Origin of the sequence: Rhodococcus tukisamuensis NBRC 100609 (genome assembly GCF_001894985.1) — a bacterium.
Classification (GTDB): domain Bacteria; phylum Actinomycetota; class Actinomycetes; order Mycobacteriales; family Mycobacteriaceae; genus Rhodococcus_G; species Rhodococcus_G tukisamuensis.
Genome location: NZ_BCXG01000013.1, coordinates 107131 through 131478 on the forward strand (window position 1 = coordinate 107131; position 24348 = coordinate 131478).

28 protein-coding genes are annotated in these 24348 nt (G+C 71.5%); 2 read left to right on the forward strand and 26 right to left on the reverse strand.

All coding sequences use genetic code 11. The features are described 5' to 3' along the window. Positions 1 to 272: 272 nt before the first annotated feature. The 6 genes from lgt to RT2_RS15340 form a co-directional block, all read right to left on the reverse strand. Positions 273 to 1280: a prolipoprotein diacylglyceryl transferase gene (gene lgt / locus RT2_RS15315; RefSeq protein WP_072845652.1), complete on the reverse strand. Its 1008-nt coding sequence runs from the start codon at positions 1278 to 1280 to the stop codon at positions 273 to 275. Further along, positions 1277 to 2080: a tryptophan synthase subunit alpha gene (gene trpA / locus RT2_RS15320; protein WP_072845653.1), complete on the reverse strand. Its 804-nt coding sequence runs from the start codon at positions 2078 to 2080 to the stop codon at positions 1277 to 1279. The genes lgt and trpA overlap by 4 nt, the downstream gene beginning before the upstream one ends. Next, entirely contained in the window at positions 2077 to 3333 is a 1257-nt protein-coding gene (gene trpB / locus RT2_RS15325) for a tryptophan synthase subunit beta (RefSeq protein ID WP_072845654.1), read from the reverse strand. The genes trpA and trpB overlap by 4 nt, the downstream gene beginning before the upstream one ends. A 114-nt stretch (positions 3334 to 3447) precedes the next feature. After that, positions 3448 to 4257: an indole-3-glycerol phosphate synthase TrpC gene (trpC, locus tag RT2_RS15330; protein ID WP_072845655.1), complete on the reverse strand. Its 810-nt coding sequence runs from the start codon at positions 4255 to 4257 to the stop codon at positions 3448 to 3450. An 85-nt stretch (positions 4258 to 4342) separates the two neighbouring features. Further along, on the reverse strand, positions 4343 to 5068 hold the full coding sequence (locus tag RT2_RS15335; protein WP_072845656.1) for a TIGR02234 family membrane protein: 726 nt from the start codon (positions 5066 to 5068) through the stop codon (positions 4343 to 4345). Beyond that, entirely contained in the window at positions 5061 to 6638 is a 1578-nt protein-coding gene (locus RT2_RS15340) for an anthranilate synthase component I (RefSeq protein WP_072845685.1), read from the reverse strand. The genes RT2_RS15335 and RT2_RS15340 overlap by 8 nt, the downstream gene beginning before the upstream one ends. 660 nt (positions 6639 to 7298) lie before the next feature. Between RT2_RS15340 and RT2_RS15345 the strand changes: the two genes are divergently transcribed. Beyond that, positions 7299 to 7754: a peroxiredoxin gene (locus RT2_RS15345; protein ID WP_072845657.1), complete on the forward strand. Its 456-nt coding sequence runs from the start codon at positions 7299 to 7301 to the stop codon at positions 7752 to 7754. 3 nt (positions 7755 to 7757) lie between these two features. On the opposite strand, the gene RT2_RS15350 is transcribed toward RT2_RS15345, so the two are convergent. Beyond that, positions 7758 to 8540: a dioxygenase family protein gene (locus RT2_RS15350; RefSeq protein WP_072845658.1), complete on the reverse strand. Its 783-nt coding sequence runs from the start codon at positions 8538 to 8540 to the stop codon at positions 7758 to 7760. Between the two features lie 143 nt (positions 8541 to 8683). On the opposite strand from RT2_RS15350, the gene RT2_RS15355 reads away from it, so the two are divergent. Further along, on the forward strand, positions 8684 to 9175 hold the full coding sequence (locus RT2_RS15355) for a MarR family winged helix-turn-helix transcriptional regulator (RefSeq protein WP_072845659.1): 492 nt from the start codon (positions 8684 to 8686) through the stop codon (positions 9173 to 9175). A gap of 1 nt (position 9176) precedes the next feature. Here RT2_RS15355 and RT2_RS15360 read toward each other — a convergent pair whose 3' ends face one another. The 19 genes from RT2_RS15360 to lnt all read right to left on the reverse strand — a co-directional run. Then, positions 9177 to 9356, reverse strand: coding sequence for a tautomerase family protein (locus RT2_RS15360; protein WP_072845660.1), 180 nt, complete (start codon positions 9354 to 9356; stop codon positions 9177 to 9179). Positions 9357 to 9392: 36 nt separating this feature from the next. Beyond that, positions 9393 to 10031: a vitamin K epoxide reductase family protein gene (locus tag RT2_RS15365; RefSeq protein WP_072845661.1), complete on the reverse strand. Its 639-nt coding sequence runs from the start codon at positions 10029 to 10031 to the stop codon at positions 9393 to 9395. Further along, positions 10006 to 10659 (reverse strand): DsbA family protein, encoded by a 654-nt coding sequence (locus RT2_RS15370; RefSeq protein ID WP_072845662.1) that lies wholly within the window; start codon positions 10657 to 10659, stop codon positions 10006 to 10008. Before RT2_RS15370 ends, RT2_RS15365 begins: the two co-directional genes overlap by 26 nt. Before the next feature lie 155 nt (positions 10660 to 10814). Next, positions 10815 to 11891 (reverse strand): SMI1/KNR4 family protein, encoded by a 1077-nt coding sequence (locus RT2_RS15375; RefSeq protein ID WP_072845663.1) that lies wholly within the window; start codon positions 11889 to 11891, stop codon positions 10815 to 10817. A 115-nt stretch (positions 11892 to 12006) separates the two neighbouring features. After that, positions 12007 to 12351 (reverse strand): phosphoribosyl-AMP cyclohydrolase, encoded by a 345-nt coding sequence (gene hisI / locus RT2_RS15380; protein WP_072845664.1) that lies wholly within the window; start codon positions 12349 to 12351, stop codon positions 12007 to 12009. Continuing rightward, on the reverse strand, positions 12348 to 13121 hold the full coding sequence (gene hisF, locus RT2_RS15385) for an imidazole glycerol phosphate synthase subunit HisF (RefSeq protein ID WP_072845665.1): 774 nt from the start codon (positions 13119 to 13121) through the stop codon (positions 12348 to 12350). Before hisF ends, hisI begins: the two co-directional genes overlap by 4 nt. Positions 13122 to 13127: 6 nt before the next feature. Next, positions 13128 to 13928, reverse strand: coding sequence for an inositol monophosphatase family protein (locus tag RT2_RS15390; protein ID WP_072845666.1), 801 nt, complete (start codon positions 13926 to 13928; stop codon positions 13128 to 13130). A 4-nt stretch (positions 13929 to 13932) separates the two neighbouring features. Beyond that, positions 13933 to 14667 (reverse strand): bifunctional 1-(5-phosphoribosyl)-5-((5-phosphoribosylamino)methylideneamino)imidazole-4-carboxamide isomerase/phosphoribosylanthranilate isomerase PriA, encoded by a 735-nt coding sequence (gene priA / locus RT2_RS15395; protein WP_072845667.1) that lies wholly within the window; start codon positions 14665 to 14667, stop codon positions 13933 to 13935. A gap of 18 nt (positions 14668 to 14685) precedes the next feature. Beyond that, positions 14686 to 14940, reverse strand: coding sequence for a hypothetical protein (locus RT2_RS15400; protein ID WP_072845668.1), 255 nt, complete (start codon positions 14938 to 14940; stop codon positions 14686 to 14688). Then, complete coding sequence (gene hisH / locus RT2_RS15405) at positions 14937 to 15566, reverse strand: imidazole glycerol phosphate synthase subunit HisH (RefSeq protein WP_072845669.1); 630 nt, start codon at positions 15564 to 15566, stop codon at positions 14937 to 14939. Before hisH ends, RT2_RS15400 begins: the two co-directional genes overlap by 4 nt. Next, on the reverse strand, positions 15563 to 16687 hold the full coding sequence (locus tag RT2_RS15410) for an MFS transporter (protein WP_083577406.1): 1125 nt from the start codon (positions 16685 to 16687) through the stop codon (positions 15563 to 15565). The genes hisH and RT2_RS15410 overlap by 4 nt, the downstream gene beginning before the upstream one ends. Before the next feature lie 56 nt (positions 16688 to 16743). Beyond that, positions 16744 to 16899 carry a CG2302 family histidine operon protein gene (locus RT2_RS25945; protein ID WP_169888371.1) on the reverse strand — a complete coding sequence of 52 codons (156 nt, stop codon included), beginning with the start codon at positions 16897 to 16899 and terminating at the stop codon, positions 16744 to 16746. Positions 16900 to 16936: 37 nt separating this feature from the next. Beyond that, positions 16937 to 17551: an imidazoleglycerol-phosphate dehydratase HisB gene (gene hisB, locus RT2_RS15415; RefSeq protein WP_072845671.1), complete on the reverse strand. Its 615-nt coding sequence runs from the start codon at positions 17549 to 17551 to the stop codon at positions 16937 to 16939. Then, positions 17548 to 18696 (reverse strand): histidinol-phosphate transaminase, encoded by a 1149-nt coding sequence (locus RT2_RS15420; protein WP_072845672.1) that lies wholly within the window; start codon positions 18694 to 18696, stop codon positions 17548 to 17550. The genes hisB and RT2_RS15420 overlap by 4 nt, the downstream gene beginning before the upstream one ends. Then, the gene (hisD, locus tag RT2_RS15425; RefSeq protein ID WP_072845673.1) at positions 18693 to 20030 is read right to left on the reverse strand and encodes a histidinol dehydrogenase; all 1338 of its coding nucleotides are present in this window, start codon (positions 20028 to 20030) and stop codon (positions 18693 to 18695) included. Before hisD ends, RT2_RS15420 begins: the two co-directional genes overlap by 4 nt. Positions 20031 to 20122: 92 nt before the next feature. After that, positions 20123 to 21376, reverse strand: coding sequence for a M23 family metallopeptidase (locus RT2_RS15430; RefSeq protein ID WP_072845674.1), 1254 nt, complete (start codon positions 21374 to 21376; stop codon positions 20123 to 20125). Positions 21377 to 21386: 10 nt separating this feature from the next. Next, entirely contained in the window at positions 21387 to 22286 is a 900-nt protein-coding gene (locus tag RT2_RS15435) for a hypothetical protein (RefSeq protein WP_139191224.1), read from the reverse strand. Positions 22287 to 22389: 103 nt separating this feature from the next. Next, positions 22390 to 23217, reverse strand: coding sequence for a thioesterase family protein (locus tag RT2_RS15440; protein WP_072845686.1), 828 nt, complete (start codon positions 23215 to 23217; stop codon positions 22390 to 22392). Positions 23218 to 23247: 30 nt separating this feature from the next. Continuing rightward, positions 23248 to 24348 (reverse strand): apolipoprotein N-acyltransferase (gene lnt, locus RT2_RS15445; protein ID WP_072845676.1); only part of this gene is annotated, 1101 nt, incomplete at its 5' end.

Sequence of the window (24348 nt, forward strand, 5' to 3'; positions counted from 1 at the left end):
CACACCGACCGGCGGGTGTGGCGCAGGGATCGTTCGAGGTGTCGGGTGGATGCCGCGGCCCGATTCGGGCCGCCCACCGTCGAGAAGAGCCGCCGAGCGTCACACTCGGGTGCGGAAATTCTAGCAGTCGGGCGACCGCTCAGCCCCGAAGCTTTCGCCTCTGTCTGTCCCGGACCGTGCCGGCCAACATGACGATCCCGTCGATCACCGGCCAGACCGCGCCGAGGTAGGCGGGCTGGCGGTGGGGCTGTTACTCGAAACCCTGCCCGCCGTCAGGAGGCCGGGTCATCGCCGGAGTCGCCCGCCGGCTTGGCCTCGCCCGGCGCGACCTTCGCGGACTCCGCGCTCGCCGTCGCCGACTCGCCGCCCGGCGCCGTCTTCCCCGCCGAGGCGGCCGCGACGGGCTCATGCGGATGCCGCGGCTGCAGGTCCTCGGGCGCCTCCCGGCCCTTCTTGGCCAGCACGAAGTAGGCCACCGCAGCGAGGAACACGATCACGGAGGTGAAGATGTTGATCCGGATGCCGGCGATCAGGGTGGCGTGGTCGTCGCGCAGCAACTCGACGAAGAACCGGCCCACGCAGTAGCCCGCCACGTACAGCGCGAACAGCCTGCCGTGTCCGATCCGGAAGCGACGGTCCACCCACACCAGCAGCAGCACGATCAGCAGGTTCCACACCAGCTCGTACAGGAACGTCGGGTGCACCACCTTCTCGACCACGCCGTTCGAGGTCCCGGTCAGCGCGTCGATGCGGCCGCTGGCGTTGACCCGCTGGTAGATCTCCAGGCCCCACGGCACGGTGGTCTCGCGGCCGTACAACTCCTGGTTGAAGTAGTTGCCGATCCGGCCGATCGCCTGGGCGAGCAGGATCGCCGGGGCCAGGGCGTCTCCGAATGCGGGCGTCGGGATGCCTCGCCGGCGGCAGCCGATCCAGGCGCCGACGCCGCCGAGCAGCACGGCGCCCCAGATGCCCAGGCCGCCCTGCCAGATCTTCAGCGCGTCGACCGGGTCCCCGCCCTCACCGAAGTACGTGGGCCAGTCGGTCGCCACGTGGTAGAGCCGGCCGCCGACCAGTCCGAAGGGCACCGCCCAGATCGCGATGTCGAGGACCGTGCCCGGCTCACCGCCGCGGGCAATCCAGCGCCGCTCGCCCCAGTACAGGGCGACGACGATCCCCGCGATGATGAACAGCGCGTAGGCGCGCAGCGGAACCGGGCCGAGCTCCCACACTCCCTGCGGCGGACTCGGAATGTAGGCAAGCAGGTCGGCGGTGGAAGTCACGACGCCACGGTAGCCGAACGGACTCCCGCGGCGAGTTCCTCGGTGATCGCGCGCAGCGCCGCGGGACCCTCGGCGACGGCCGTGACCAGCGCGGAGCCGACGATGACCGCGTCCGCGTAGGCACCGATCTCGGCGGCCTGGGCCCCGGAACGGACGCCCAGGCCGACACCGACCGGGATGTCGGAGTGCTCGCGCACCCGCGCCACCAGCTCCGGTGCCATGTTGGACACCGCGGCGCGGGCGCCGGTGACGCCCATCGTCGATGTCGCGTAGACGAAGCCGCGGCAGGAGTCGACGGTCATGGCGAGTCGCTCGGTGGTCGACGACGGTGCGACCAGGAAGATCCGGTCCAGGCCGTGCTTGTCCGAGGCCGCGATCCAGTCGGCCGCCTCGTCCGGGATCAGGTCCGGCGTGATGATGCCGAGCCCACCCGCGGCCGCGAGGTCGCGGGCGAAGTTGTCGACGCCGTACTTGAGCACCAGGTTCCAGTACGTCATGACGACGGCCTTGCCGCCCACCTTGGTGATGGCCTCGACGACGGTGAACACGTCACGGACCCGGAAGCCGGCGGTGAGCGCCTCGTCGGCGGCGGCCTGGATGGTCGGGCCGTCCATCACCGGGTCGCTGTACGGGATGCCGACCTCGATCAGGTCGCAGCCCCCCGCGACGAGCGTCTCGACGGCCTCGATCGACCGGGGCAGGTCGGGGTAGCCGGCGGGCAGGTAGCCGACCAGCGCGGCCCGGTTCTCGGCCCGGCACTGCGCGAAGAGGTCTCCGAGCCGGGACTGCTGCGCACTCACTTCGTCTGCCCATCCTTGTTCGAGTCGGTGTCGTCGTCGGGGAAGAGGCCGAACCACTTCGCGGCGGTGTCGACGTCCTTGTCGCCGCGGCCGGAGATGTTGACCAGCACGATCGCGCCCTCCCCCAGTTCCTGGCCGAGCTTCAGCGCGCCCGCGAGCGCGTGCGCCGACTCGATGGCGGGGATGATGCCCTCGCGGCGGCTGAGCAGCGCGAGGGCGTCCATCGCCTCGGTGTCGGTGATCGACCGGTACTCGGCGCGGCCGATGTCCTTGAGGTGCGAGTGCTCCGGGCCGACGCCCGGGTAGTCCAGGCCGGCGGAGATCGAGTGCGACTCGATGGTCTGGCCGTCCTCGTCCTGCAGCAGGTACGAGTAGGCGCCGTGCAGGGCGCCCGGCGTGCCGCCCCCGATGGTCGCGGCGTGCCTGCCGGTCTCGACGCCGTCACCGCCGGCCTCGAAGCCGACGAGCCGCACCGACGGGTCGTCGATGAAGGCGTGGAAGATGCCGATCGCGTTGGAACCGCCGCCGACGCAGGCCGCGACCGCGTCGGGCAGTCGGCCGGTGTGTGCCTGCACCTGGGCTCGCGCCTCGAGGCCGATGATCCGCTGGAAGTCGCGCACCATCACCGGGAACGGGTGCGGCCCCGCGGCGGTGCCGAAGCAGTAGTAGGTGTTGTGCGCGTTGGTGACCCAGTCGCGCAGTGCCTCGTTGATGGCGTCCTTGAGGGTCGCCGAGCCGGTGACGGCGGGGATCACCTCGGCGCCGAGCAGCCGCATGCGCGCGACGTTCAACGCCTGGCGCTTGGTGTCGACCTCGCCCATGTACACGACGCACTCGAGGCCGAGCAGCGCGCAGGCGGTCGCGGTGGCAACGCCGTGCTGGCCCGCGCCGGTCTCGGCGATCACCCGGGTCTTGCCCATCCGCTTGGCGAGCAGCGCCTGGCCGAGGACGTTGTTGATCTTGTGGGAACCGGTGTGGTTCAGGTCTTCCCGCTTGAGCAGCAGTCGGGCGCCGCCCGCGAACTCGCTGAGCCGGGTGGCCTCGTACACCGGCGACGGACGGCCGGTGTAGTCCCGCTGCAGGCGGTCGAGTTCGGCGAGGAAGGCGTCGTCGCCGCGCGCCTTGTCGTACTCGGCCGTGACCTCCTCGATCACCGCCATCAGCGCCTCGGGGACGTAGCGTCCGCCGTAGACGCCGAAATGGCCGCCCTGGTCGGGTTCGTGCGCGCTGCGCTCGGTCACACCCGCGCTCATGCGGGGAAGGCCGCGGCCCTTGGCGGAAAGTACGGGATCGTCTGCAGTCACCCGTCCAGTCTGCCCCAACGGTGACCTCGGACTCATTCCGGGTCCGGGGTCACCGGGGTCGGGTCAGCGAGCCGGCTTGGGGCAGGACGGGTGCGCGCCCGCGGCGACCATTTCCTTGACGGCGGCGCGCGGATCCCCACTGGTCACCAGGCCCTCACCGACGAGCACCGCGTCTGCGCCCGCACCCGCGTAGGCCAACAGGTCACCGGTCCCGCGCACGCCGGACTCGGCGATCTTGACGACGTGGCTCGGCAGGCCGGGGCCGATCCGGGCGAAGGTGTCCCGGTCGACCTCAAGAGTCTTGAGGTTGCGCGCGTTGATGCCGATCACGGTGGCGCCGGCCTCGAGGGCCCGGTCCGCCTCCTGCTCGGTGTGCACCTCGACCAGCGCCGTCATCCCGAGGGACTCGGTGCGGTCCAGCAGCGAGGCCAGCACCTGCTGCTCGAGGGCCGCGACGATCAGCAGCACCACGTCCGCGCCGTGCGCCCGGGCCTCGTGGATCTGGTACGGCCCGACGATGAAGTCCTTGCGCAGCACCGGGATGCTGACGGCCCTGCGGACCGCGTCCAGGTCGGCGAGCGAGCCCTTGAAGCGACGCTCCTCGGTCAGCACGCTGATCACCCGCGCGCCGCCCTGCTCGTAGGCGAGTGCGAGTTCGGCGGGGTCCGGGATGCCGGACAGCTCACCCTTCGACGGGCTCGCGCGCTTGACCTCGGCGATCACGGCGATACCGGGCGCCCGGAGGGCGGCGGCCGCGTCGAGCGCGGCGGGGGCGATGGCTGCCGCGGCCTTGACCGCAGCAAAGTCGAGCACGGCTTCGCGGGCAGCTACGTCGGCACGCACCCCGTCGAGAATCGATTCGAGAACAGTCATATTTGTCCCGAGTCCTTTCTGGGCAGACCGACGATGTGAGGTAAATCATCGGATTGGGCAAGCGTAGTTGGCCCCGATGCCTTGACTAACGGCGGGTCTCTGTGGGCGGCGGACCGTCGTTGTCCGGGCCGTGGTTTGGCTCCGCCGGGCCGGTGCCGGACGCCGGTCCTGCAGGGGGTTCGTCCTCGGTCGGGTCCTCCCCCGCGTCGAGCGCATCCCAGATCACCCGCTGGCTCGGTGGCTGCGAGGACGCGCCCCGGCGGGTCGCCTCCTCCCGCCGCGCGGCGGGTGCGGCGTAGCGCGAGGACAGGCCCGCACTGCGGCCGGCCTTGCGAATCAGGGCTATCGCTGCGGCCAGCGCGACCACACCGCCGAACACGGCCAGCAGGGCCGGCGCCGGGTAGGTCGTCGCGCCGGTGACCTCCGCCCGGCCGGGCAGCTCGGCCAGCCGGCCGGCCTTCTCCTCGTCGGCACCACCGACGAGGAGGGACACCGCGGGCACGACCGCCGCGACCGCGACCAGGGCCACCAGCAGCCCCACCACCCGCAGCGCCCAACCGCGCACCGCGAACGACGCGGCGATCGCGGCGATCAGGGTCAACGCCAGCGGCGTGGTGGCCGCGGCCCAGACGCCGCCGCCCAGCGTGGTGCTGCGGGCCTCGCCGAGTCCGTCCTGCGAGTCGACCTGGACCCAGGTCATCCGCGAGGACGCCCACAGGCACAGCGCGGCCACGGCCAGCAGCAGCACCGGCAGCGCCGCCGTCGCGCCGGACCCGCGCCGGGCCGGTTCGGTGGCCGCCGCGTCAGTCATCGCGCTCTCCGTCGAGTGCGGCGAGGGTTCCCGCCGCGGCGATCGCGCTGAGCACGGCCATCGCCTTGTTCCGCGCCTCGGTGTCCTCGTAGACCGGGTCGGAGTCCGCCACGATCCCCGCGCCGGCCTGCACGTACGCAGTGCCGTCCTTGACCAGGGCGGAGCGGATCGCGATGGCGGTGTCGGCGTCGCCGGCGAAGTCGAGGTAGCCGACGATGCCGCCGTAGATTCCACGCCGGGTCGGTTCGAGTTCGTCGATCAGCTCCATCGCCCGCACCTTCGGGGCGCCCGAGAGGGTGCCGGCCGGGAAGCAGGCGGTGACCGCGTCGAGCGCGTGCTTGCCCTCGGCGAGCCGGCCGGTGACCGTGGATACCAGGTGCATGACGTGGCTGTAGCGCTCGACGTGCCGGTAGTCGTGCACCTTGACGGTGCCCGGCTCGCAGACCCGGCCGAGGTCGTTGCGCCCGAGATCCACCAGCATCAGGTGCTCGGAGTTCTCCTTCTCGTCGGCCAGCAGGTCCTTCTCGAGCAGCAGGTCGTCCTCCTCGGACTCGCCGCGCCAGCGGGTCCCCGCGATCGGGTGCGTGGTCGCGACGCCCTCCTTGACCGTGACCAGCGACTCCGGGCTGGATCCGACGATGGTGAACGCGGTGCCGCCGTCGCCGTCCGGGACGTTGACCAGGTACATGTACGGGCTCGGGTTGGAGGCGCGGAGCATCCGGTAGATGTCGAACGGGTGCGCGTCGGTGTCCATCTCGAAACGCTGCGAGAGCACCACCTGGAATGCCTCGCCCGCCTCGATCTCGCCGATCAGCCGTCGCACGTCCGCCCCGAAACTCTCGGTGGTGCGCTGGCGGCGGTAGTCCGGGGCCGGCTTGCTGAAGGTGGAGACGGTGGACGGCGCCGGCGCGCTGAGCGCCCGGGTCATCTCGTCGAGCCGGGCGACGGCGTCGTCGTAGGCCTCGTCGACGCGGTCGTCCGTGCCGTCCCAGTTGACCGCGTTGGCGATCAGGATGATGGCGCCCTCGTGGTGGTCGACGGCGGCCAGGTCGGTGGCCAGCAGCATCACCATCTCGGGGACCTGCAGGTCGTCGACGGCGTGGCTGGGCAGCCGCTCGATCCGGCGGATGATGTCGTATCCCATGAACCCGACCATGCCGCCGGTCAGCGGCGGCAGGCCCGGAAGTCGTTCACTGCGAAGCAGTTCCAGGGTCTGACCGAGCGCGACGATCGGATCGCCGCCCGAGGGGGCACCGGCCGGGACGTTGCCCTGCCAGCCGGCCTCGCCGTCGACCACGGTCAGGGCGGCGGGGCTACCCGCGCCGATGAACGACCATCGGGACCAGGATCGGCCGTTCTCGGCGGACTCGAACAGGAAGGTGCCGGGCCGGTCCGCGGCCAGCTTGCGGTACGCCGAGAGGGGTGTCTCGGAGTCCGCCAACACCTTTCGGGTGACCGGCACCACCCGGTGCTCGGCCGCGAGGGCGCGGAACTGATCCCTGGTGGTGGTGGAATCGTCCGCGCCGACGACGGCGGCTGCGGAGGGGACGGTGGTTGGCTCGCCGGGCATGGCACCCATCATCCCAGGAGCGGAGCCTGCGGAGCGACCGGGGAGGGCTGAGCGGAGCCTGCGGAGCGACCGGGGAGGGCTGAGCGGAGCCTGCGGAGCGACCGGGGAGGGCTGAGCGGAGCCTGCGGAGCGACCGGGGAGGGCTGAGCGGAGCCTGCGGAGCGACCGGGGAGGGCTGAGCGGAGCCTGCGGAGCGACCGGGGCAGGCAGGAGCGGCACTACAGGGTGGCGCGGGTACAGGTAGGCATGACGGCCGATGCAGGGATCGCCGACGGCGAAGCCGGCGTCGCGTTCGAGGGCGTCGAGGATGTCGTCGTCGGTGACATCACCGAAGTCCGGTTCCCACACCTGGGCGAGCATCGCGAGGAGTTCGGCCTCGGGGACCACGGCGTCGGCGGGAAGGTCGGTGGGCGGACCCGAGGGACGGACCTGCCGCCACGACCGGTCGCGACCCGGTTCCGTCGCTTCGAGCAGCTCGTCGACCCCGTTCAGGGTGGTGCACCACCGTTCCGCGACCGACCCGACGGGTTCGGGCCGCGGCCCCCAGAACACCCGCACGGTCCGCCGCACCCGCTCCCCCGTCCGTCGCCTCGGGCCTCGGCCCGAGAACACCTGCGGCACAGTATTCGACGCCACGGACGCACGCGTAGCCTCGGCAGTATGCAGACTGGACAGCAGGCACCCGACTTCGCACTCCCCGACCAGGACGGGACGGTTCGCACGCTAAGCGAACTGGTCGCCGACGGCCCGCTGGTGCTGTTCTTCTACCCGGCCGCGAACACCCCGGGGTGCACCGCCGAGGCCTGCCACTTCCGCGACCTGGCCGCCGAGTTCACCGCGGTCGGGGCGTCGCGGGCCGGGATCAGCATCGACGCGGTGGCCAAGCAGGCGTCGTTCGCCGCCGCGAGGTCCTTCGACTACCCGCTGCTGTCCGACGAGGCGGGCACGGTCGCGGAGCAGTTCGGGGTGCGGCGCGGGCTGCTGGCAAAACTGTCGCCGGTCAAGCGCACCACCTTCGTCATCGACACCGACCGCACGGTGCTGAAGGTGATCGCCAGCGAGGTGCGCATGAACGCCCACGCCGACCAGGCGCTGGAGTTCCTCCGCGCGCGCTGAACCTCAGGCGACCTGGAGCGAACGCTTCGCCAGGCCCATCCAGAAGCCGTCGATCACCTGCGTCGGCACCTGTTCGGGGTTGCTCGACGCCCCGAGGGTGACGAACAGCGGCGCGAAGTGCTCGATGGTCGGGTGCGCGTACGGCATGCCGGGCGCCTTCGCCCGGAAGTCGATGAGTGCGTCGACGTCGGCCGCGGCGAGGCGTTCGCTCGCCCACGCGTCGAACTCCGCGGACCAACCGGGTGCCTGCGCGTTCGGCGTCCAGTCCCGCAGGAACGGCAGGCCGTGGGTGGTGAAGCCCGAGCCGACGATCAGCACGCCCTGCTCGCGCAGCGGCCGCAGCCTCTCGCCGAGGTGCAGCAGTCGCACCGGGTCGAGAGTGGGCATGGAGATCTGCAGGACCGGGATGTCGGCGTCGGGGTACATCACGGTCAGCGGGACATAGGCGCCGTGGTCGAGCCCGCGGCTCGGCTGCTCGGCGATGGGTTCGTTGTCGGGCATCAGCGCGGCAACCTGACGGGCCAGGTCCGGCGCACCCGGCGACCGGTAGGTGACCCGGTAGTACTTCGGGTCGAAGCCACCGAAGTCGTAGGTGAGCGGCGTACCGGTGACGGTGGAGCCGATGGTGAGCGGCGCCGACTCCCAGTGCGCCGACACCACGAGGATGGCGGTCGGCCGGGGCAGGTCCCGCGCCCAGCCGCCGAGCTGAGAGACCCACAGCGCGTCGTCGACGAGCGGGGGTGCACCATGACTGAGGTACAGCGCCGGCATTGCCTGGTCCGTCATTGCCACTCCTTAGATTGAAGCTTCAACTAGCCTAAGGGTCAACGTCGGCGGACGCCAATTGTTCCCACCGGCCCGGCACCACCAGACCTGCGCCGAACGCGAGTTCGGCACGAGGCACGGTTCGAGACGACACAGGATTCGAGATGACGCGGGGTTCGGACATGACGCAGTGGTTGAGCAGCGAGCAGCAGGCCGCGTGGCGCGAGCTGGTGACCGTGATGACGCGGATGCCAGCGGCGCTGGACACCCAGCTGCAGCGCGACTCCGGGCTCACGCATTTCGAGTACTTCGTGCTGTCCGCACTCTCGGAGGCGCCCGAGCGCCGGCTCCAGCTCAGCGTCCTCGCCGCGCGGGCGAACGCGTCGCTCTCGCGGCTCTCGCACGTGGTCACCAAGCTGGAGAAGGCCGGCTGGGTGCGGCGCGCGAGCATCGTCGGCGCCCGCGGGTCGCTGGCCGTCCTCACCGACGCCGGGTACGACAAGGTGGTCGAGGCGGCGCCGGGCCACGTGGCGACCGTGCGGGCGCTGCTCTTCGACGGACTCGACGACGCTCAGGTACGCGAGTTGCTCGCACTGGGCACCGCGATGGTCACCCAACTCGACAAGGGCATCGCCGGCGGCGCCGGCAAGGCCTGAGTCAGCCGAGCGGGACGCCGCCGACGCCCCAGTTCTCGCGCGGCACGTCGGTCAGCGTCACCCACACCTGGGCCGGGTTCTTCCCGGTCGCCTCGGCGTACGCCTTTGTGACGGCCTCGATGGTGGCGCGCTTCTGCTCGGCGGTCAGTCCGGGCGTCTGGCTGATCTGAATGAGGGGCATATAAAGCATTGTGCCACCATCAGATTCATGCACCGGTCACAGCAGTGAGGACCAGTACGAGTAGAAGCGATGGATCACCAGCCCGCCCACGGCAAGCGCCCACACCGTCACCGGCACCACGTGGTTTCCGTTGGCGGACAGCACTTCCGCCCGCACCGGGCGGGTGAAGGTGCCGCGGCGGAGGTTGCGCAGCGTGACGTACCAGAAGACCGGCACGGTCACCGCCCACACGACCATGCAGTACGGGCACAGGGCTCCGATGACGTAGAGGCTCTGCACGATCAGCCAGTGCACGAACACGACCGCCGCGCTCACCCCCGCCTGCAGGCCCAGCCAGTACCAGCGGGCGAAGCGGGCCCCGGCGAGCAGCCCGGCGCCGGTGGCCGCGACCACCGCGAACCCGGCGATGCCGAGCAGCGAGTTGGGGAACCCGAACACGGATGCCTGCGGGGTCTCCATCACCGAGCCGCAGTTGAGGACCGGGTTCAGGCTGCAGGTCGGGATGTAGCCGGGATCCGCGACGAGCGCGAGCTTCTCGACGGTGAGCACGAACGAGGCGATGGCGCCGACGAGGCCGCCGATCAGCAGCAGCCAGGGCAGAGACCGCTCGAACGGTGCACCGTCACCCGACTCGGCGACGGTGGGCGCCTCAGCCGAGGGCGGCGTCGAGCGCATCGACGAGGTCCTGGTGGTACGAGGCGTCGACCCGCTGGCCGTCGACGAAGAACGTCGGGGTGCCGGTCACCCCGAGGGCCTGCCCGTCTGCGACGTCGGCGGCGACCCGCGCCGCCGTCGCCGGGTCGGCGTAGGCGGCATCGAAGGCCGCCAGGTCGAGCCCCAGATCGGCGGCGAAGCCCCGGAAGACGTCGTCCTTCGGGATCCGCTGCTCACCCCACTGCGCCTGCGCCTCGTACATCCGCTGGTACATCTGCTCGAACCTGCCCTGCTGGGCGGCGGCCTCCACGGCCCGGGCCGCGCGCTCGCCGTTGAAGTGACCGGGCATCGGGAAGTAGCGCACCACGAAGCTCACCCGGTCGCCGTACTCGGCGCGCAGCTCCTCGATCGAGGAGTGCGCCGCCCCGCAGGCCTCACACTCGAAGTCCAGGAACTCCACGAACGTCACGCTGCCGTCCGGCGTGGAGGAGAGCCGGTGGCTGTCCGGGCGCACCAGCACCGTTGCGTCGACACCACCGCCGGCACTGTCCTCGCCTCCGGTGTCCGAGCGGCCGAAGAACAACAACGACGCGACGCCCAGGACGAAGACCACGACCAACGCCAGCGAGATCCTCACGCCGCGGGTCATCGGCCCACCCGTGACGTCGAGAGCGTCGAAACAGGCAAACGAGGCGAAGCAGGCATGGGCGCCATGCTAGCGAGCACAGCGCGGCTCGACGCACCCGGGCCGACGGCGACGGTCAACCCGTCCGCGTGCGCCTGCCCGCCATGCGGGCGCCATCCTCACGGCATCCCCGCGGTCGCCCGCAGGACCCTGAGGAGCTGCGTCGCGTACTCCGGGGCGACCCGGTACCCGCCGTCGGCGGCGGCGATGTTCCCGCGTTCCACCTTCGCGTCCCACCAGTCCCGCAGGAACCCTTCCGCGAACCCTCCAGTGCAGAATCCGTACGGGTCGGCGACGAACGAGGTGGTGATCATGAGGGTGTAGCAGGGCCGCTCGTAGTCGTCCTGCCCCTCGGCCCGGTTCACGAAGTCCTCGAACGACGTTGCGGTGGTCAGGTGCGAGTAGAGCCAGAACAGGACGTCGTACATCAGCCACGAGTCGCCGTCCGCGTGGAGCGCGAAAAACCCCTTCTCCGTGACGATCCGCTCGGCTAGAGCGCGGATCAGCACCCCGCCGTCCGGCAGACCCGCCTCCAGGGCGCGGCGGAGGATCGGCGAGAACGTACCGTGCCGCACAGTCGCGAGATCGGCCTGCAACGTCTCCCCGGCGTCGTCGAACTCGTCCTCGCCCACCAGGCCGCGAACGAAGGTCGCGAAGTCGGGCGCGACCACGGTGATGCGATAGTCGAACTCCTGGTCGACGTGGACGACCCGAGGCTCGCCGTGCGGGCCACAGGCACGGTAGTCGAGCATGATCTGCTCGTGCCCGGCGCTCGGGGTGTCGGCGACACCGATGCCGATGTCCGGGTACCCCCACTCGTCCCGCAGGAACGTCGAGCCGAGCTCCCCGCACAGCGACCACGTCGCGGTACGGCCGATCGCATACAGACCGCTGATCTGGATGTGGTCCTCGGCCCAGCTCGTCGACGTGTCCATCGGAAAGCAGGGTCGCTCGACCATTCCGCCGTTGTGCATCCGAGCCAACTCCACGTAGGAGTCCGGGAGCCGGTACCCGCCCAGCTCCTCCTCGATCGACGCGATCAGCTCGTCGGTCGGCGCGGACTCGACGTAGTTCTCCCGCGAGTACTCGCCGTCGTCCCAGAAGCCCTCGAAGTCGACGCCGTCGAAATGCCCTGTGGTGCGCGTGAACCCGTCGGCCCCACGGCCGTCCGGTCCGGCGGAACTGACGTCCTTCACAGTCGCGGGTGTCCTTTCAGGCTCGGCGGACCGACCCGGACCGCCGACGTGCCGATCCGCGACCTGCGGATGCAGGCGGGCACCGAGCGAGGGGGCGAGTATCGTCGCCTCGACGTCAGGGGCGGGCGAGCAGGACGTCGGTGTCGAAGCAGGTGTGCGTGCCGGTGTGGCAGGCCGCGCCCTCCTGGTCGACGATCAGCAGCACGCTGTCGCCGTCGCAGTCGAGGCGCACCTCGTGCACGTACTGGGTGTGCCCGGAGGTCTCCCCCTTGACCCAGTACTGCTGGCGCGAACGCGAGTAGTACGTGCCCTTACGGGTTTCCAGCGTGCGGGCCAGCGCCTCGTCGTCCATCCACGCCACCATCAGCACGTCGCCGGTGGAGCGCTCCTGGGCGACGGCACTGAACAGGCCGGCGTCGTTTCGCTTGAGCCGCGCGGCAATCGCGGGATCCAGACTCATCGGACGGTGATCCCCTCTCCGCGCATGGCGGTCTTGACGTCGGCGATGGTCAGGTCGCCGAAGTGGAACACGCTGGCCGCGAGCACCGCGTCCGCGCCGGCCTGCACGGCGGGCGCGAAGTGCTCCACCGCGCCGGCGCCGCCGCTGGCGATCACCGGGACGTGCACGGCCGCGCGCACCGCGCGGATCATCCGCAGGTCGAACCCGACCTTGGTGCCGTCGGCGTCCATCGAGTTCAGCAGGATCTCCCCCACGCCCAGCTCGGCGCCGCGCTGCGCCCACTCGACGGCGTCGATCCCGGTGCCGCGGCGACCGCCGTGGGTGGTCACCTCCCAGCCCGACGGCGTGGGCGGCTGGCCCTCGGGCACGGTGCGGGCGTCGACCGACAGCACGATGCACTGCGAGCCGAACCGCGCGCTGAGCTCGCGCAGCAGCTCCGGCCGCGCGATCGCGGCGGTGTTGACGCTGACCTTGTCCGCGCCCGCGCGCAGCAGCCGGTCCACGTCCTGCTCCGTGCGCACGCCGCCGCCGACGGTGAGCGGGATGAACACCTGCTCGGCGGTGCGGGTGACCACGTCGAGCATGGTCCCGCGCTCGGAGGTGGACGCCGTCACGTCCAGGAACGTCAGCTCGTCGGCGCCCTGCGCGTCGTACGCCGCCGCCAGTTCCACGGGATCGCCTGCGTCACGCAGGTTCTCGAAGTTGACGCCCTTCACCACGCGGCCCGCGTCCACGTCCAGACACGGGATGACCCGCACCGCCACCGTCATCGTTGGTCAGCCTTCCTTCACCGTTCGCAAGATCTCGAGTACTTCGTCGTGCACGCCCGGAGCCGCCGCCAGCACCGAGCCGGAACCCAGATGCCAGGGCGCGCCGTCCAGGTCGGTCACCACCCCGCCGGCCGCCCTCACCAGCGCCACACCGGGCGCGTTGTCCCACGGGTGGTACCCGTAGACCACCGCTGCCCCGAGCACCCCGGCCGCCACGAACGCCAGGTCCACCCCGGTGCTGCCGTGCACCCGGATCCGGCGCGAGGTGCGGCTGAGCTGTTCGAGCACGTCCGCCCGCAGCCGGCCCGGGATCGGTCCGCGCCCGTCCACGTTGAACGCGCCGAGCCCGACCAGCGAGTCGGTCAGCCGTGCCGGTTCCAGTCTCGCGACCGGGCTTCCGTTGCACAACACCGGGCCGTCGACGGAGGCGGCGTAGCGGCGGCCGAGCATCGGCAGCCAGGTCAGCCCCAGCACCGGGACCCCGTCGCGCAGCAGCGCCAGCAGGATTCCCGCGGTCGGCAGACCCGACGAGTAGTTCAGGGTGCCGTCGATGGGGTCGACCACCCAGACGGTGCCGGTCGCCAGTTCCGGGCCGCCGAACTCCTCGCCGTGCACGGGGATACCGGTGCGCTCGGTCAGTTCGGCGACGATGCGCTGCTCGAGCTCGAGGTCCAGGGCCGTGGCGAAGTCGCGCGGGCCCTTGTCCACCGCGCTCGGCGCCCCCACCCCGGCGACGAACCGTTCGCTGACCCCGTCCAGGACGGCGGAGGCGACCGCGAGCAGCTCGTCGAGCCGGGCGGGGGTCATCGGACTAACCGGCGACCGCGGCGAGGGCCTCGGGCAGCGTGAACCGGCCCGCGTACAGCGCCTTGCCGATGATCGCGCCCTCGACGCCCTGTCCGGTCAGAGCGGCGATCGCGATGACGTCGTCGAGCACGGAGATGCCGCCCGAGGCGACGACCGGGGCGTCGGTGACCGCGCACACCTGCGCGAGCAGGTCCAGGTTCGGGCCGGTCAGGGTGCCGTCCTTGGAGACGTCGGTGACGACGTAACGGGCGCAGCCCTCGCGGTCGAGGCGGGCGAGGGTCTCGAACAGGTCGCCACCCTCGGTCACCCAGCCGCGGCCGCGCAGCTGGTAACCGCCGTCGGTCTGCCGCACGTCGAGCCCGACGGCGATCTTGTCGCCGTACCGGGCGATGGCGCTCGCGCACCACTCGGGGTTCTCGATGGCGGCGGTGCCGAGGTTGACGCGACCGCAGCCCGTGGCCAGAGCGGCCTCGAGGGTCTCGTCGTCGCGGATGCCGCCGGACAGCTCCACCTTGACGTCGAGCTCGCCGATCACGTCGACAAGCAGGTCGCGGTTGGATCCGCGGCCGAAGGCGGCGTCGAGGTCCACCAGGTGCACCCACTCGGCACCGGCGTTCTGCCAGGCGAGGGCGGCGTCGCGGGGCGAGCCGTAATTGGTCTCGCTACCTGCCTCCCCCTGAACGAGGCGGACGGCTTGTCCGTCGACGACATCAACAGCAGGCAAAAGGACCAGGCTCACTGCGCCAACCCTAGTGCGTCACGCCGACGGGCCGGTCCCCGGGTCGTCGTCGGCTTCGTCGAGGGCGCGGCGGGTCAGCCGGGTGGACACCAGGCCCATCGCGGCGATGGCGCCGACGACCCCTGCCAGCACGATGACCAGCCCGATTCCTGGTCCCGGCCGGAGCACCGCAACCAGGATCGTCGCCACCAGCAGGACGGTGGCCGCGCTGCCGAGCGAGAGCAGCGCGAGCCACCCGAACGAGAGCCCGCGACCGCCCCGCGGCGCACTCACAGACTGCGGACCCAGTTCTCCAGGAGTGTGGCGCCGGCGTCCCCGGACTTCTCGGGGTGGAACTGGGTGGCCGAGAGCGCGCCGTTCTCGACCGCGGCCAGGAACCGTCCGCCGTGGTCGGCCCAGGTGAGCTTCGGCGCGGCGATCACCTCCGGATCCGCCAGTTCCCACTTCTGCACCGCGTACGAATGCACGAAGTAGAAGCGGGTGTCGGCGTCGATGCCGGCGAACAACACGCTGTCCGCGGGCGCCTCGAGGGTGTTCCAGCCCATGTGCGGGAGCACGTCGGCCTGCAGGCGCTCGACGGTTCCGGGCCATTCCCCGCAGCCCTCGACGTCGACACCGTGCTCGACGCCTCGCTCGAAGAGGATCTGCATGCCGACGCAGATGCCGAGGACCGGCCGGCCGCCGGCGAGGCGCTGGCCGATGATCCGCTCGCCGCGGACCGCGTGCAGGCCCTCCATGCAGGCGCCGAACGCGCCGACGCCGGGCACCAGCAGGCCGTCGGCGGCCAGGGCCACCTTCGGGTCGGAGGTCACCTCGACGTCCGCGCCGACGCGGGCGAGGGCCCGCTGCGCGGAGTGGAGGTTGCCGGAGCCGTAGTCGAGGAGGGCGACGGAGGTCATGGCTCGACTCTATCGGCCCGCGGCGCCGCTTGAATCGTCCGGCCCAGCGCGACCGGAATCACCGCCACGATGCCGGCGGCGGCGACCGCGAACACCCACGGGTAGCCCGCGATCCCGGCGACCACGCCGAGCGCGAGCGCGCCGATCCCCGTGCCCGCGTCGTAGCTGATGTTCCAGGCCGCACTCGCCGCACCGAAACGGGCCGGACCGGCCGCCGCGAACAGCGTCACCAGCGCCTCGTTCTGGACCGCGCCGAACCCGATGCCGAAGGCGACGGACCCGGCGAGCAGCAGCGACACCCGGCCGCCGTCCTGAACCCCGAGCGCGAACAGCGCGGCACCAAGCGCGCCACAGGCCAAGGCGGGCACCATGATCCGGCCGAGGCCGATCCGGTCGACCAGCACCCCGGCGCCGTAACGTCCCACCAGGATGGCGCCGCTGACCACCGCGAGCGCGACACCCGCGATCGCGGCCCGGTCCCCGACCGCGATCGGCAGCAGGCTCGACACCCCGCCGTACGCGGACGCCACCATCAGCATCGCCAGGCACGGCGCCAGCAGCACGCTCGCAGGCAGGCGACGCACCCCGCCGGGCCCGCCGTGGGCCCGCGGGATCGACGGCAACGCCACGATGGAGACGATCGACAGCAACGGCACCAGCGCGCCGAGCACGAACACCACCGACTCGTGGCCGCCGCCGAACAGCGCCAGACCGAGTGGCAGCGCGACCATCTGGGACGCGGACACGGCGATGCCCTGGGCGCCGGTGGCCCGACCGAGCAGTCGTTTCGGCGCGAGCTCCGCGATCAGCGCGCTGCCCGCCACCGTCACCAGGCCGAACCCGACCCCGCGCACCGCGGAGATCGCCAGCGCGGGAACCGGATCGGTGGAGAGCAGGAACGCCAGCGTCGGCGCCCCGAGCAGCAGGCAGCCGACGGCGAGCACCCAGCGGTGCCCCCAGGTCCGCAGCAGCGCGGGCACCGCCAGCTGGGTGAGCACCGTGGTGGCCATGAAGATCGCGGTGCTCGCCCCGGCCAGGGCGTCCGAGCCACCCGAGCGCGAGATCGCCAACGGCACCACCGGCAACAGCAACGACCAGCCGCCGAAGGTGGTGGCGCCCATCAGCAGTGCGACCGGCAACCCGGGCGTGCGGAGCAGCCCGGCTGTCCCGGCAGGCACTAGACCAACCGCAGGATTCCGCCGGCCGCCGCGATGACCGCCATGGCCAGCAGCACGCCCGAGGCGAACTTGTTGACCTTCCACAGCGAGTAGGCGCCGCCACCGAGGAATCCGGCCGCCAGGAACAGGATGTAGATCAGTGCGTCTCCGCTCACAGCTACGTCCCTTCCGGGTTCATTCCGCAGGCTCCACTCACAGCGCGCCCTTGGTCGACGGCACGCCGGTCACCCGCGGGTCCGGCTCGACGGCCTCGCGCAGCGCCCGCGCGACGGCCTTGAACTCCGCCTCCGTGATGTGGTGCTGGTCGCGGCCGTAGAGCACCCGCACGTGCAGCGCGATGCGCGCGTTGGAGGCGAGCGACTCGAACACGTGCCGGTTGATCACCGTCGCGTACGGCACCCCCGGGTACCCGCCGATGACGCTGTGCAGCATGTGGTCCGGCTCGCCGGTGTGCACGCAGTACGGGCGGCCGGAGACGTCGACGGAGGCGTGCGCGAGCGTCTCGTCCATCGGGATGAACGCGTCGCCGAAGCGGCGGATGCCCTTCTTGTCGCCGAGCGCCTGACCGAGCGCCTGGCCGAGCACGATGGAGGTGTCCTCCACCGTGTGGTGCGCCTCGATCTCGATGTCGCCCTCCGCCTTGACCGTCAGGTCGAAGCTGGCGTGGCTGCCGAGGGCCGTCAGCATGTGGTCGAAGAACGGCACGCCGGTGGAGATGTCGACGATGCCGGTCCCGTCGAGGTTCAACTCGACGGAGATGCTCGACTCCCGGGTGGTGCGTTCGACCTTCGCGATGCGGTCGGTCATCGATTGTCTCCTGTGCTGGATGAGGTGGCTGCCAGTTCGGTGGCCGCGAGTTCGTCGCTGGCCGTGATGAAGGCGTCGTTCTCCGAGGCGAGTCCGACGGTGGCGCGCAGGAAGCCGGGGATCCCGACGTCGCGGATGAGCACCCCGCGGTCCAGGTAGGCCTGCCAGGCCCGGGCCGCATCGGTGAACTCGCCGAACAGGACGAAGTTGGCATCCGACGGGATGACATGGAATCCGCTGTCCGCGAGGGCCTTCGACACCCGCACCCGCTCGGCCGCGAGCGCGTGCACGCTGCCGAGGGTTTCGTCGGCGTGCCGCAGGGCCGCGCGCGCGGCGGCCTGGGTGACCACCGACAGGTGGTACGGCAGCCGCACCAGCAGCAACGCCTCGATGAACGCCGGCGCCGCCGCGAGATAGCCGAGTCGGCCGCCCGCGAAGGCGAACGCCTTGCTCATCGTCCGGGTCACCACGAGCTTGGCCGGGTACTCGTCGATCAACGTCATGGCGCTCGGCGCCTCCGAGAACTCCGCGTACGCCTCGTCGACGATCACGACGCCGGGGGCCGCGTCGAGTACCCGGCGCAGGTCGGCGATGCCGACGCTGTGCCCGGTCGGGTTGTTCGGGCTGGTGACGAACACCACGTCGGGGCGGCGGTCCGCGATGGCCGCCACCGCCGCGTCGACGTCCAGCGCGAAGTCCGCACCGCGGAAGACCGGCAGCCACTGCGTGTCGGTGCCGTCGGCGATGATCGGGTGCATCGAGTACGACGGCACGAAGCCCATCGCGCTGCGGCCCGGCCCGGCGAACGCCTGCAACAGCTGCTGCAGGATCTCGTTGGAACCGTTTGCGGCCCAGACGTTCTCGACCGTCACCGGAACCCCGGTCTGCCGCGCGAGGTACGCCGCCAGGTCGGTGCGCAGGGCCACGGCGTCGCGGTCCGGGTAGCGGTGCAGCTCGCGTGCGGCCTCCCGCACCGACTCGGCGACGTCGTCGATCAACGCCTGCGTCGGCGGGTGCGGGTTCTCGTTGGTGTTCAGCTGCACCGGAACCGTCAGCTGCGGCGCCCCGTACGGCGACTTCCCCCGCAGGTTCTCACGTATCGGCAGCTGGTCGAGCCGGGCGTCCCCGCCCGGTGCCGCGCTCACTTGAGCGCCTCGAAACGGAGCCGGACGGCCTCGCCGTGCGCGGGCAGGTCCTCGGCGTTGGCCAGGGTGATGACATGACCGGCGACGTCCTTGAGGGCCGCCTCCGAGTAGTCGACGACGTGGATGCCGCGCAGGAAGGTCTGCACGCTCAGGCCGGACGAGTGCCGCGCGCAGCCGGCGGTGGGCAGCACGTGGTTCGAGCCGGCGCAGTAGTCGCCCAGGCTCACCGGCGACCACGCGCCGACGAAGATCGCGCCCGCGCTGCGGACCCGGCCGGCCACCTCGGCGGCGTTCTCGGTCTGGATCTCCAGGTGCTCGGCGGCGTAGGCGTTGACCACCCGCAGGCCGTCCTCGATCGAGGAGACCAGCACGGTGCCGGACTGGGTGCCGGCGAGCGCCGTCGCGACCCGCTCGCGGTGCTTGGTCAGCTCGAGCTGGGCGGTCAGCGCGTCGTCCACCGCGTCGGCGAGTTCGGTGGACGTGGTGACCAGAACGCTGGCGGCCAGCACGTCGTGCTCGGCCTGGCTGATCAGGTCGGCGGCCACGTGCACCGGGTCGGCGGTGTGGTCGGCGAGGATCGCGATCTCGGTGGGGCCGGCCTCGGCGTCGATGCCGACCATGCCGCGGCAGAGCCGCTTGGCCGCGGTGACGTAGATGTTGCCCGGTCCGGTGATCAGGTCCACGGGCGCCAGTTCCGCGCCGTCGGTGTCGGTGCCGCCGTAGGCGAGCAGCGCGACGCCCTGACCGCCGCCGACCGCCCACACCTCCTCGACGCCGAGCAGCTGCGCCGCGGCCAGGATGGTCGGGTGCGGCAGCCCGCCGAACGCGGCCTGCGGCGGCGAGGCCACGACCAGGGACTCGACACCCGCGGCCTGCGCCGGCACCACGTTCATCACCACGGACGACGGGTACACCGCGTTGCCGCCGGGCACGTACAGGCCGACGCGGTCGACCGGCACCCACCGCTCGGTGACGGTGCCGCCCGGCACCACCTCGGTGACGGTGTCGGTGCGGCGCTGGTCGGCGTGCACCTTGCGGGTGCGTTCGATGGCGACCTCGAGCGCCGTCCGCACGGCCGGGTCGAGCTCGGCGAGGGCGCGGGCCAGCTCGGCGGCGGGGACCCGCACGGTGTCGGGGCGGACGCCGTCGAACTTCTCGCCGAACTCGAGCGCCGCCTCGGCGCCGCGGTCGCGCACGGCCTCGACCATCGGGCGGACCTGATGCAGCACCGCGTCCACGTCCACTCCACCTCGGGGCAGCGCCGCTCGGAGTTCGGCGGTGGTGGGGGTTCGACCGCGGAGATCGACGCGGGCGAGCTCGGTGCGGGCAGGCATGAGGGTCCCTTCGAAAGGATGGGTTTGTGTCGATTATCCAGGATAGTTGCTACTCATTTTCGCCGACCGCCCACGGCGCCCCGGCCGGGCGGTCAGGGCAACGCCGGAAAGTTGACGATGTCCCCCTCGAGGGGGAGCTGATCCGTTCGATCTCCGGCATTCGGGCCACGCACGAGCCTGTCCGTGGCCGTGGATCCCACGAACGCGAAGCGGTCGATCTCGTAGGGCACGTTGTCGCTCGACAGCGGCACCGGGGCCCGGGTCACATGGAAGTGCAGGTGGGCCTCGGTGGTGTTGCCCGAGTTGCCCAGGTTCCCGATCACCTGACCACGCGACACCCGGTCACCGATCTTCACCGACGCCGATCCCGGAATCATGTGCGCGTAGAAGGCGTAGTTGCCGTCGCCGATGTCGATGATCACGTAATTGCCACCGAGCTGATCGAGGGTGAGGGTCTGATTGACCTGATGCGGCGGCTCGTCCTGCTTGTCGGACACCACTGCCACGACCGTGCCGTCGGCCACGGCCAACAGCGGGGCGTCGTAGGCGAGGTAGTCCTCGTTCTTCGAGCCGTCACCCCTTTGGGAACTCAGCTCCGGGCTGTTCGAATCGATGCGCATCCAGTCGACGGCATAGCGCTCGGTTCCGTTGATCCGTCCGCCGACCGCCATCATCGCGCCACGGTGCGAGGTGATCACGCAGCATCCGTTGGCCGCTACCCAACCGTCGCCGGTGAGCGGCGGGCCGATGATCACGGGCGAGCCCGTCCCGGTCGTGATGGCTCCGCCGATCTGAGTCACGGTGTCCGGGTACCTCGCGTCGAGGCTGGGATCCTGTGCGACGGAGGGGCCGTACGTGGTGGTCAGCCGATGAGTCACCTCGGCCGGTACGTCGGCGCGGGTGTCGTAGACGTCGTCGAGCACCAGCACGGCAGTGCGCCCGACCGGGATGTCGGTGACCGGCTCCGCCTCGAACTTCGCCAACGGGTACGTGCGGGCCAGCACCTCGTCCTTCGACAGGCTCGCCACCACCTTGCCGTCCGGTCCACCGGCCAGCGTCTCGAGCGCGGTGACGGTCGCGGGCCTCGGCGAGAGGTTGAGCACCTCGATCTCGTAGGCCACATGGACCTTGCCGTCGGTACCGGTGACCGGAATCGGGTCGGGCCCGAGGGCCGTGATGACGAGTGGCGCCGCCACATCGACATCGAGGGGGTAGCCGGGCGGGACGCCGCCCCGAGCGTCGTCGACCGAAGTCGACGGCTGGGTTGACCCGGCGGAATCGACCGACGACGAGCACGCCGCCACCAGCGCGGCACACGTCACGAGGAGCAGCGGAACTCTTCGCATGGGGATGTCCTTACGTCGACGGGCATTCCGGGTCGGCTGGCCGCTCGGGCGCGGTGGTGCCGCCGCGTGCCGACGTCACGCGGGTTCCGACGCCGTCGCGAAGGGCGGAACCACCGCCGAGTCGAGGCATGGCGGCCGGTACGACGTCGACGGGTGGTCCAGGAACCCGGTGACGGCGGCGGGGCCGCAGTCGGACTGGGTGAGCACGCTGTGCCCGGACTCGGGGAAGGTCAGTGCGACCGCGTTGAAGGTTCAGCGCGAAACGCAGGGCGGCGAGGTCGGCCGCGTTCTCGAGGGTGTTGAAGGCCGCGAGATCGACGCCCTGCCCTCGCAATTGGGTGCCGCAGGCCCCGACGGCGGCGTTTCCGCCGGCCGCCGTCGCAGGGGCGGTGTAGGGCAGGGCCAGTGCGTCCCGCAGGTAGGCGTCCACCTGAGGGCAGGGCAGGAAGGGGGTGGCGTGCAGCGTGTCGCGCTGGTCGAGGTAGATCACATCGCGGTTGTCGTTGACGCCCAGGCCCCGGTAGAGGGACACCCCATCGAGCAGTCCACTGCCCCCGGGCCCACCTGCCAGCGTCAGCAGCGGCGGCTGCGACGGCTGCGGGTTCCGTGCGCGTTGCCGCGCGACGGGCACGGTGACGGTGCCGTCGTCGGGCCGAGCTCGGTCCTGCGGGACTGTCAGTGTGCCGCAGACGAAGTCGTCCCCTAGCGGCGGCAATGACAGACCCGGCAGGACCGGCTCGGGGCAGGGGTTCGCGGCGTAGCTGTACGGCCCGACTGGCAACGGCGCGGCACCGTCGGCACCACTCGGGGCGGAGGTACACCCGGAAAGGACCATCAGCGCGGTGACCGCGACGGCGAACAAGCCTGTGCGGCGGCACAACAGGCAACCGGTGCGCGATGGATTCGTCATGGCGACTCCAGAGCGGGCCCTGGCGGACTGCCTCAGCCCAACTCCTGGAGTCTATTCACGAAATGTCCGATTCTTCGTGGATTCGTCGAACGCGGGGGCCCACTCACACGTCGATGGGCAGCTCGAACTCGCCCTGTCCGGAGAAGTCCACCTGCCGCTGCGCGTTCGCCAGCGCGCTGACCACGCAGGTACCGATCGGCCCGCCCCGGTCGAAGAGCGTGGCGGTGCCGGCCGCGATGCCGTCCGCACTGTGGTGGTCGTCCGCCTCGAGTCCCACCTCCGGGCCGTCCGGCAGCCGCGAGAGCACCATCGTCAGGTCGACGTTGATGAAGCCGACCCCGGCAGTGCCCCAGTTCGTCATCAGGCTGGTCGGCTCGGCGGCCATCGCCGCCCGCACGAACGGCGACAGCTCCTCCCCCTCCACGACCGGAATGTTCTGGGACCACATCCGCTTTCGGCTCGCGCCCTGGTGCTCGAGCATGGATGAGGACCAGCCCTCCGGATGGTCGTCGCTGCCGAACCAGGGCGGCCGCAGCTCGTCGACCGGGCCCGCGTCCGGCGGCGACGGCCGGTGCTCGCGGGTCCACACCTCGCCGGGCGGCTGCTCCGACCGACGCAGGAACACGGCCGACGCCCGCGCCACCACCTCGCCGTCCTGCCACAGCTCGGCGTCGGCGACCCGGATCCGGCGCCCCTCCCGCACCGACGCCGTGGTCGTGGTGAACGGCCTGGTCAGCGCGGGCCGGAACAGGTCGACGGTGAGCCGGGCGGGGGTGAATCCCTCTGCGCCGTGACCATTCTCGACCGCCCGCGCCAAAAGTCCGCACAGCGCCGCGCCGTGCACCATGTCCTCCGACCACCGGCTGGTCGCGAATGGCAGCGGCACGTAGCCGTCCTCGGTCGTGGCAAAGAACGCGAACTGGTCGGGCACGGTGAGCACTCCTGTCGACAGTTGAACTTCTCAACCAGATGATGGTTGCCCGGACCCGCGTCGGGTGCGAAACGGGCGAAATCGACGCAGCAGCGCTCCGGCCACGATCGCCGCGACCACCACGGCCGACAGCACCGGCACGTAGTTGCCGAACCGGACGAAGGGGGTGTCCGCCCCCGTGGCGGGCACCTCGACGACGAGGCTGCCGTGCTGGTCGGCGGGCATCGACCCGAGCCGCTCGCCCCGCGCGTCGAACGCCGCCGAGACCCCGGTGAGCGCGGCGGCCACCACCGGGCGGCCGGTCTCCGCGGCCCGCACCGCGCCCACGCTCGCGAGCTGCGCGGGTGCCCAACTGCCCTGGAAGGTGGCGGTCGAGGTCTGGTAGACCAGCACCTGCGCACCGTCACGCGCCTGGCTCCGGGCCAGGTCCGGGAAGGTCTCCTCGAACGAGACCAGCGGCCCGATCGTCACCCCGCCGCCGGTCTCCATCGTCGTCAGTTCGTGCCCGGGTCGCCGGTTCTGGCCCGCGGCGGCGGTGATCCGGCTGACCCAGCCGAGCTGGTCCCGGAAGGGGACGTACTCACCGAACGGCACCAGCCGGGTCTTGCGGTAGGTGACGCGCACACCCTGCCCGTCGAGCAGCACCGACGTCTTCGCGACCGCGCCGGTCGCGTCTCGGGCGTCGACGTTGACGAGCAGGTCCGCCCCGACCTCCCGGGACAACGCGGTGAGCCGGGCCAACACGTCCGGCCGGTCCGTCAGGTCCGCCCCGACGCTGCTCTCCCCCCACACCACCAGGTCCACCGGCCTGCCGATCGCGCGGGTCAGCTGCTCCTGGCTCGCCAGCAGGTCGCCGTGCACGATGCCCGGTTGCACGAGGGCGACGGTCGTGAGGATGTCGGCCGGCGGGGCCGGCCGGGCCGCGAAACAGAGCGGTCCCGCCGCCACCGCGACGGCCGCGGCGGCGGCGCCCCAGCAGCGGGCCGACCGGCCGCCGACGACCAGCAGTGCGACGCCGGTGTTGGCCGCGACCACCGCGAAACCGACGAGCCAGATGCCGCCGACCGCGGCGAGCGCCAGCACGGCGGGGTGGCGCCACTGGGTGGCGCCGAGCAGCGACCACGGCCCGCC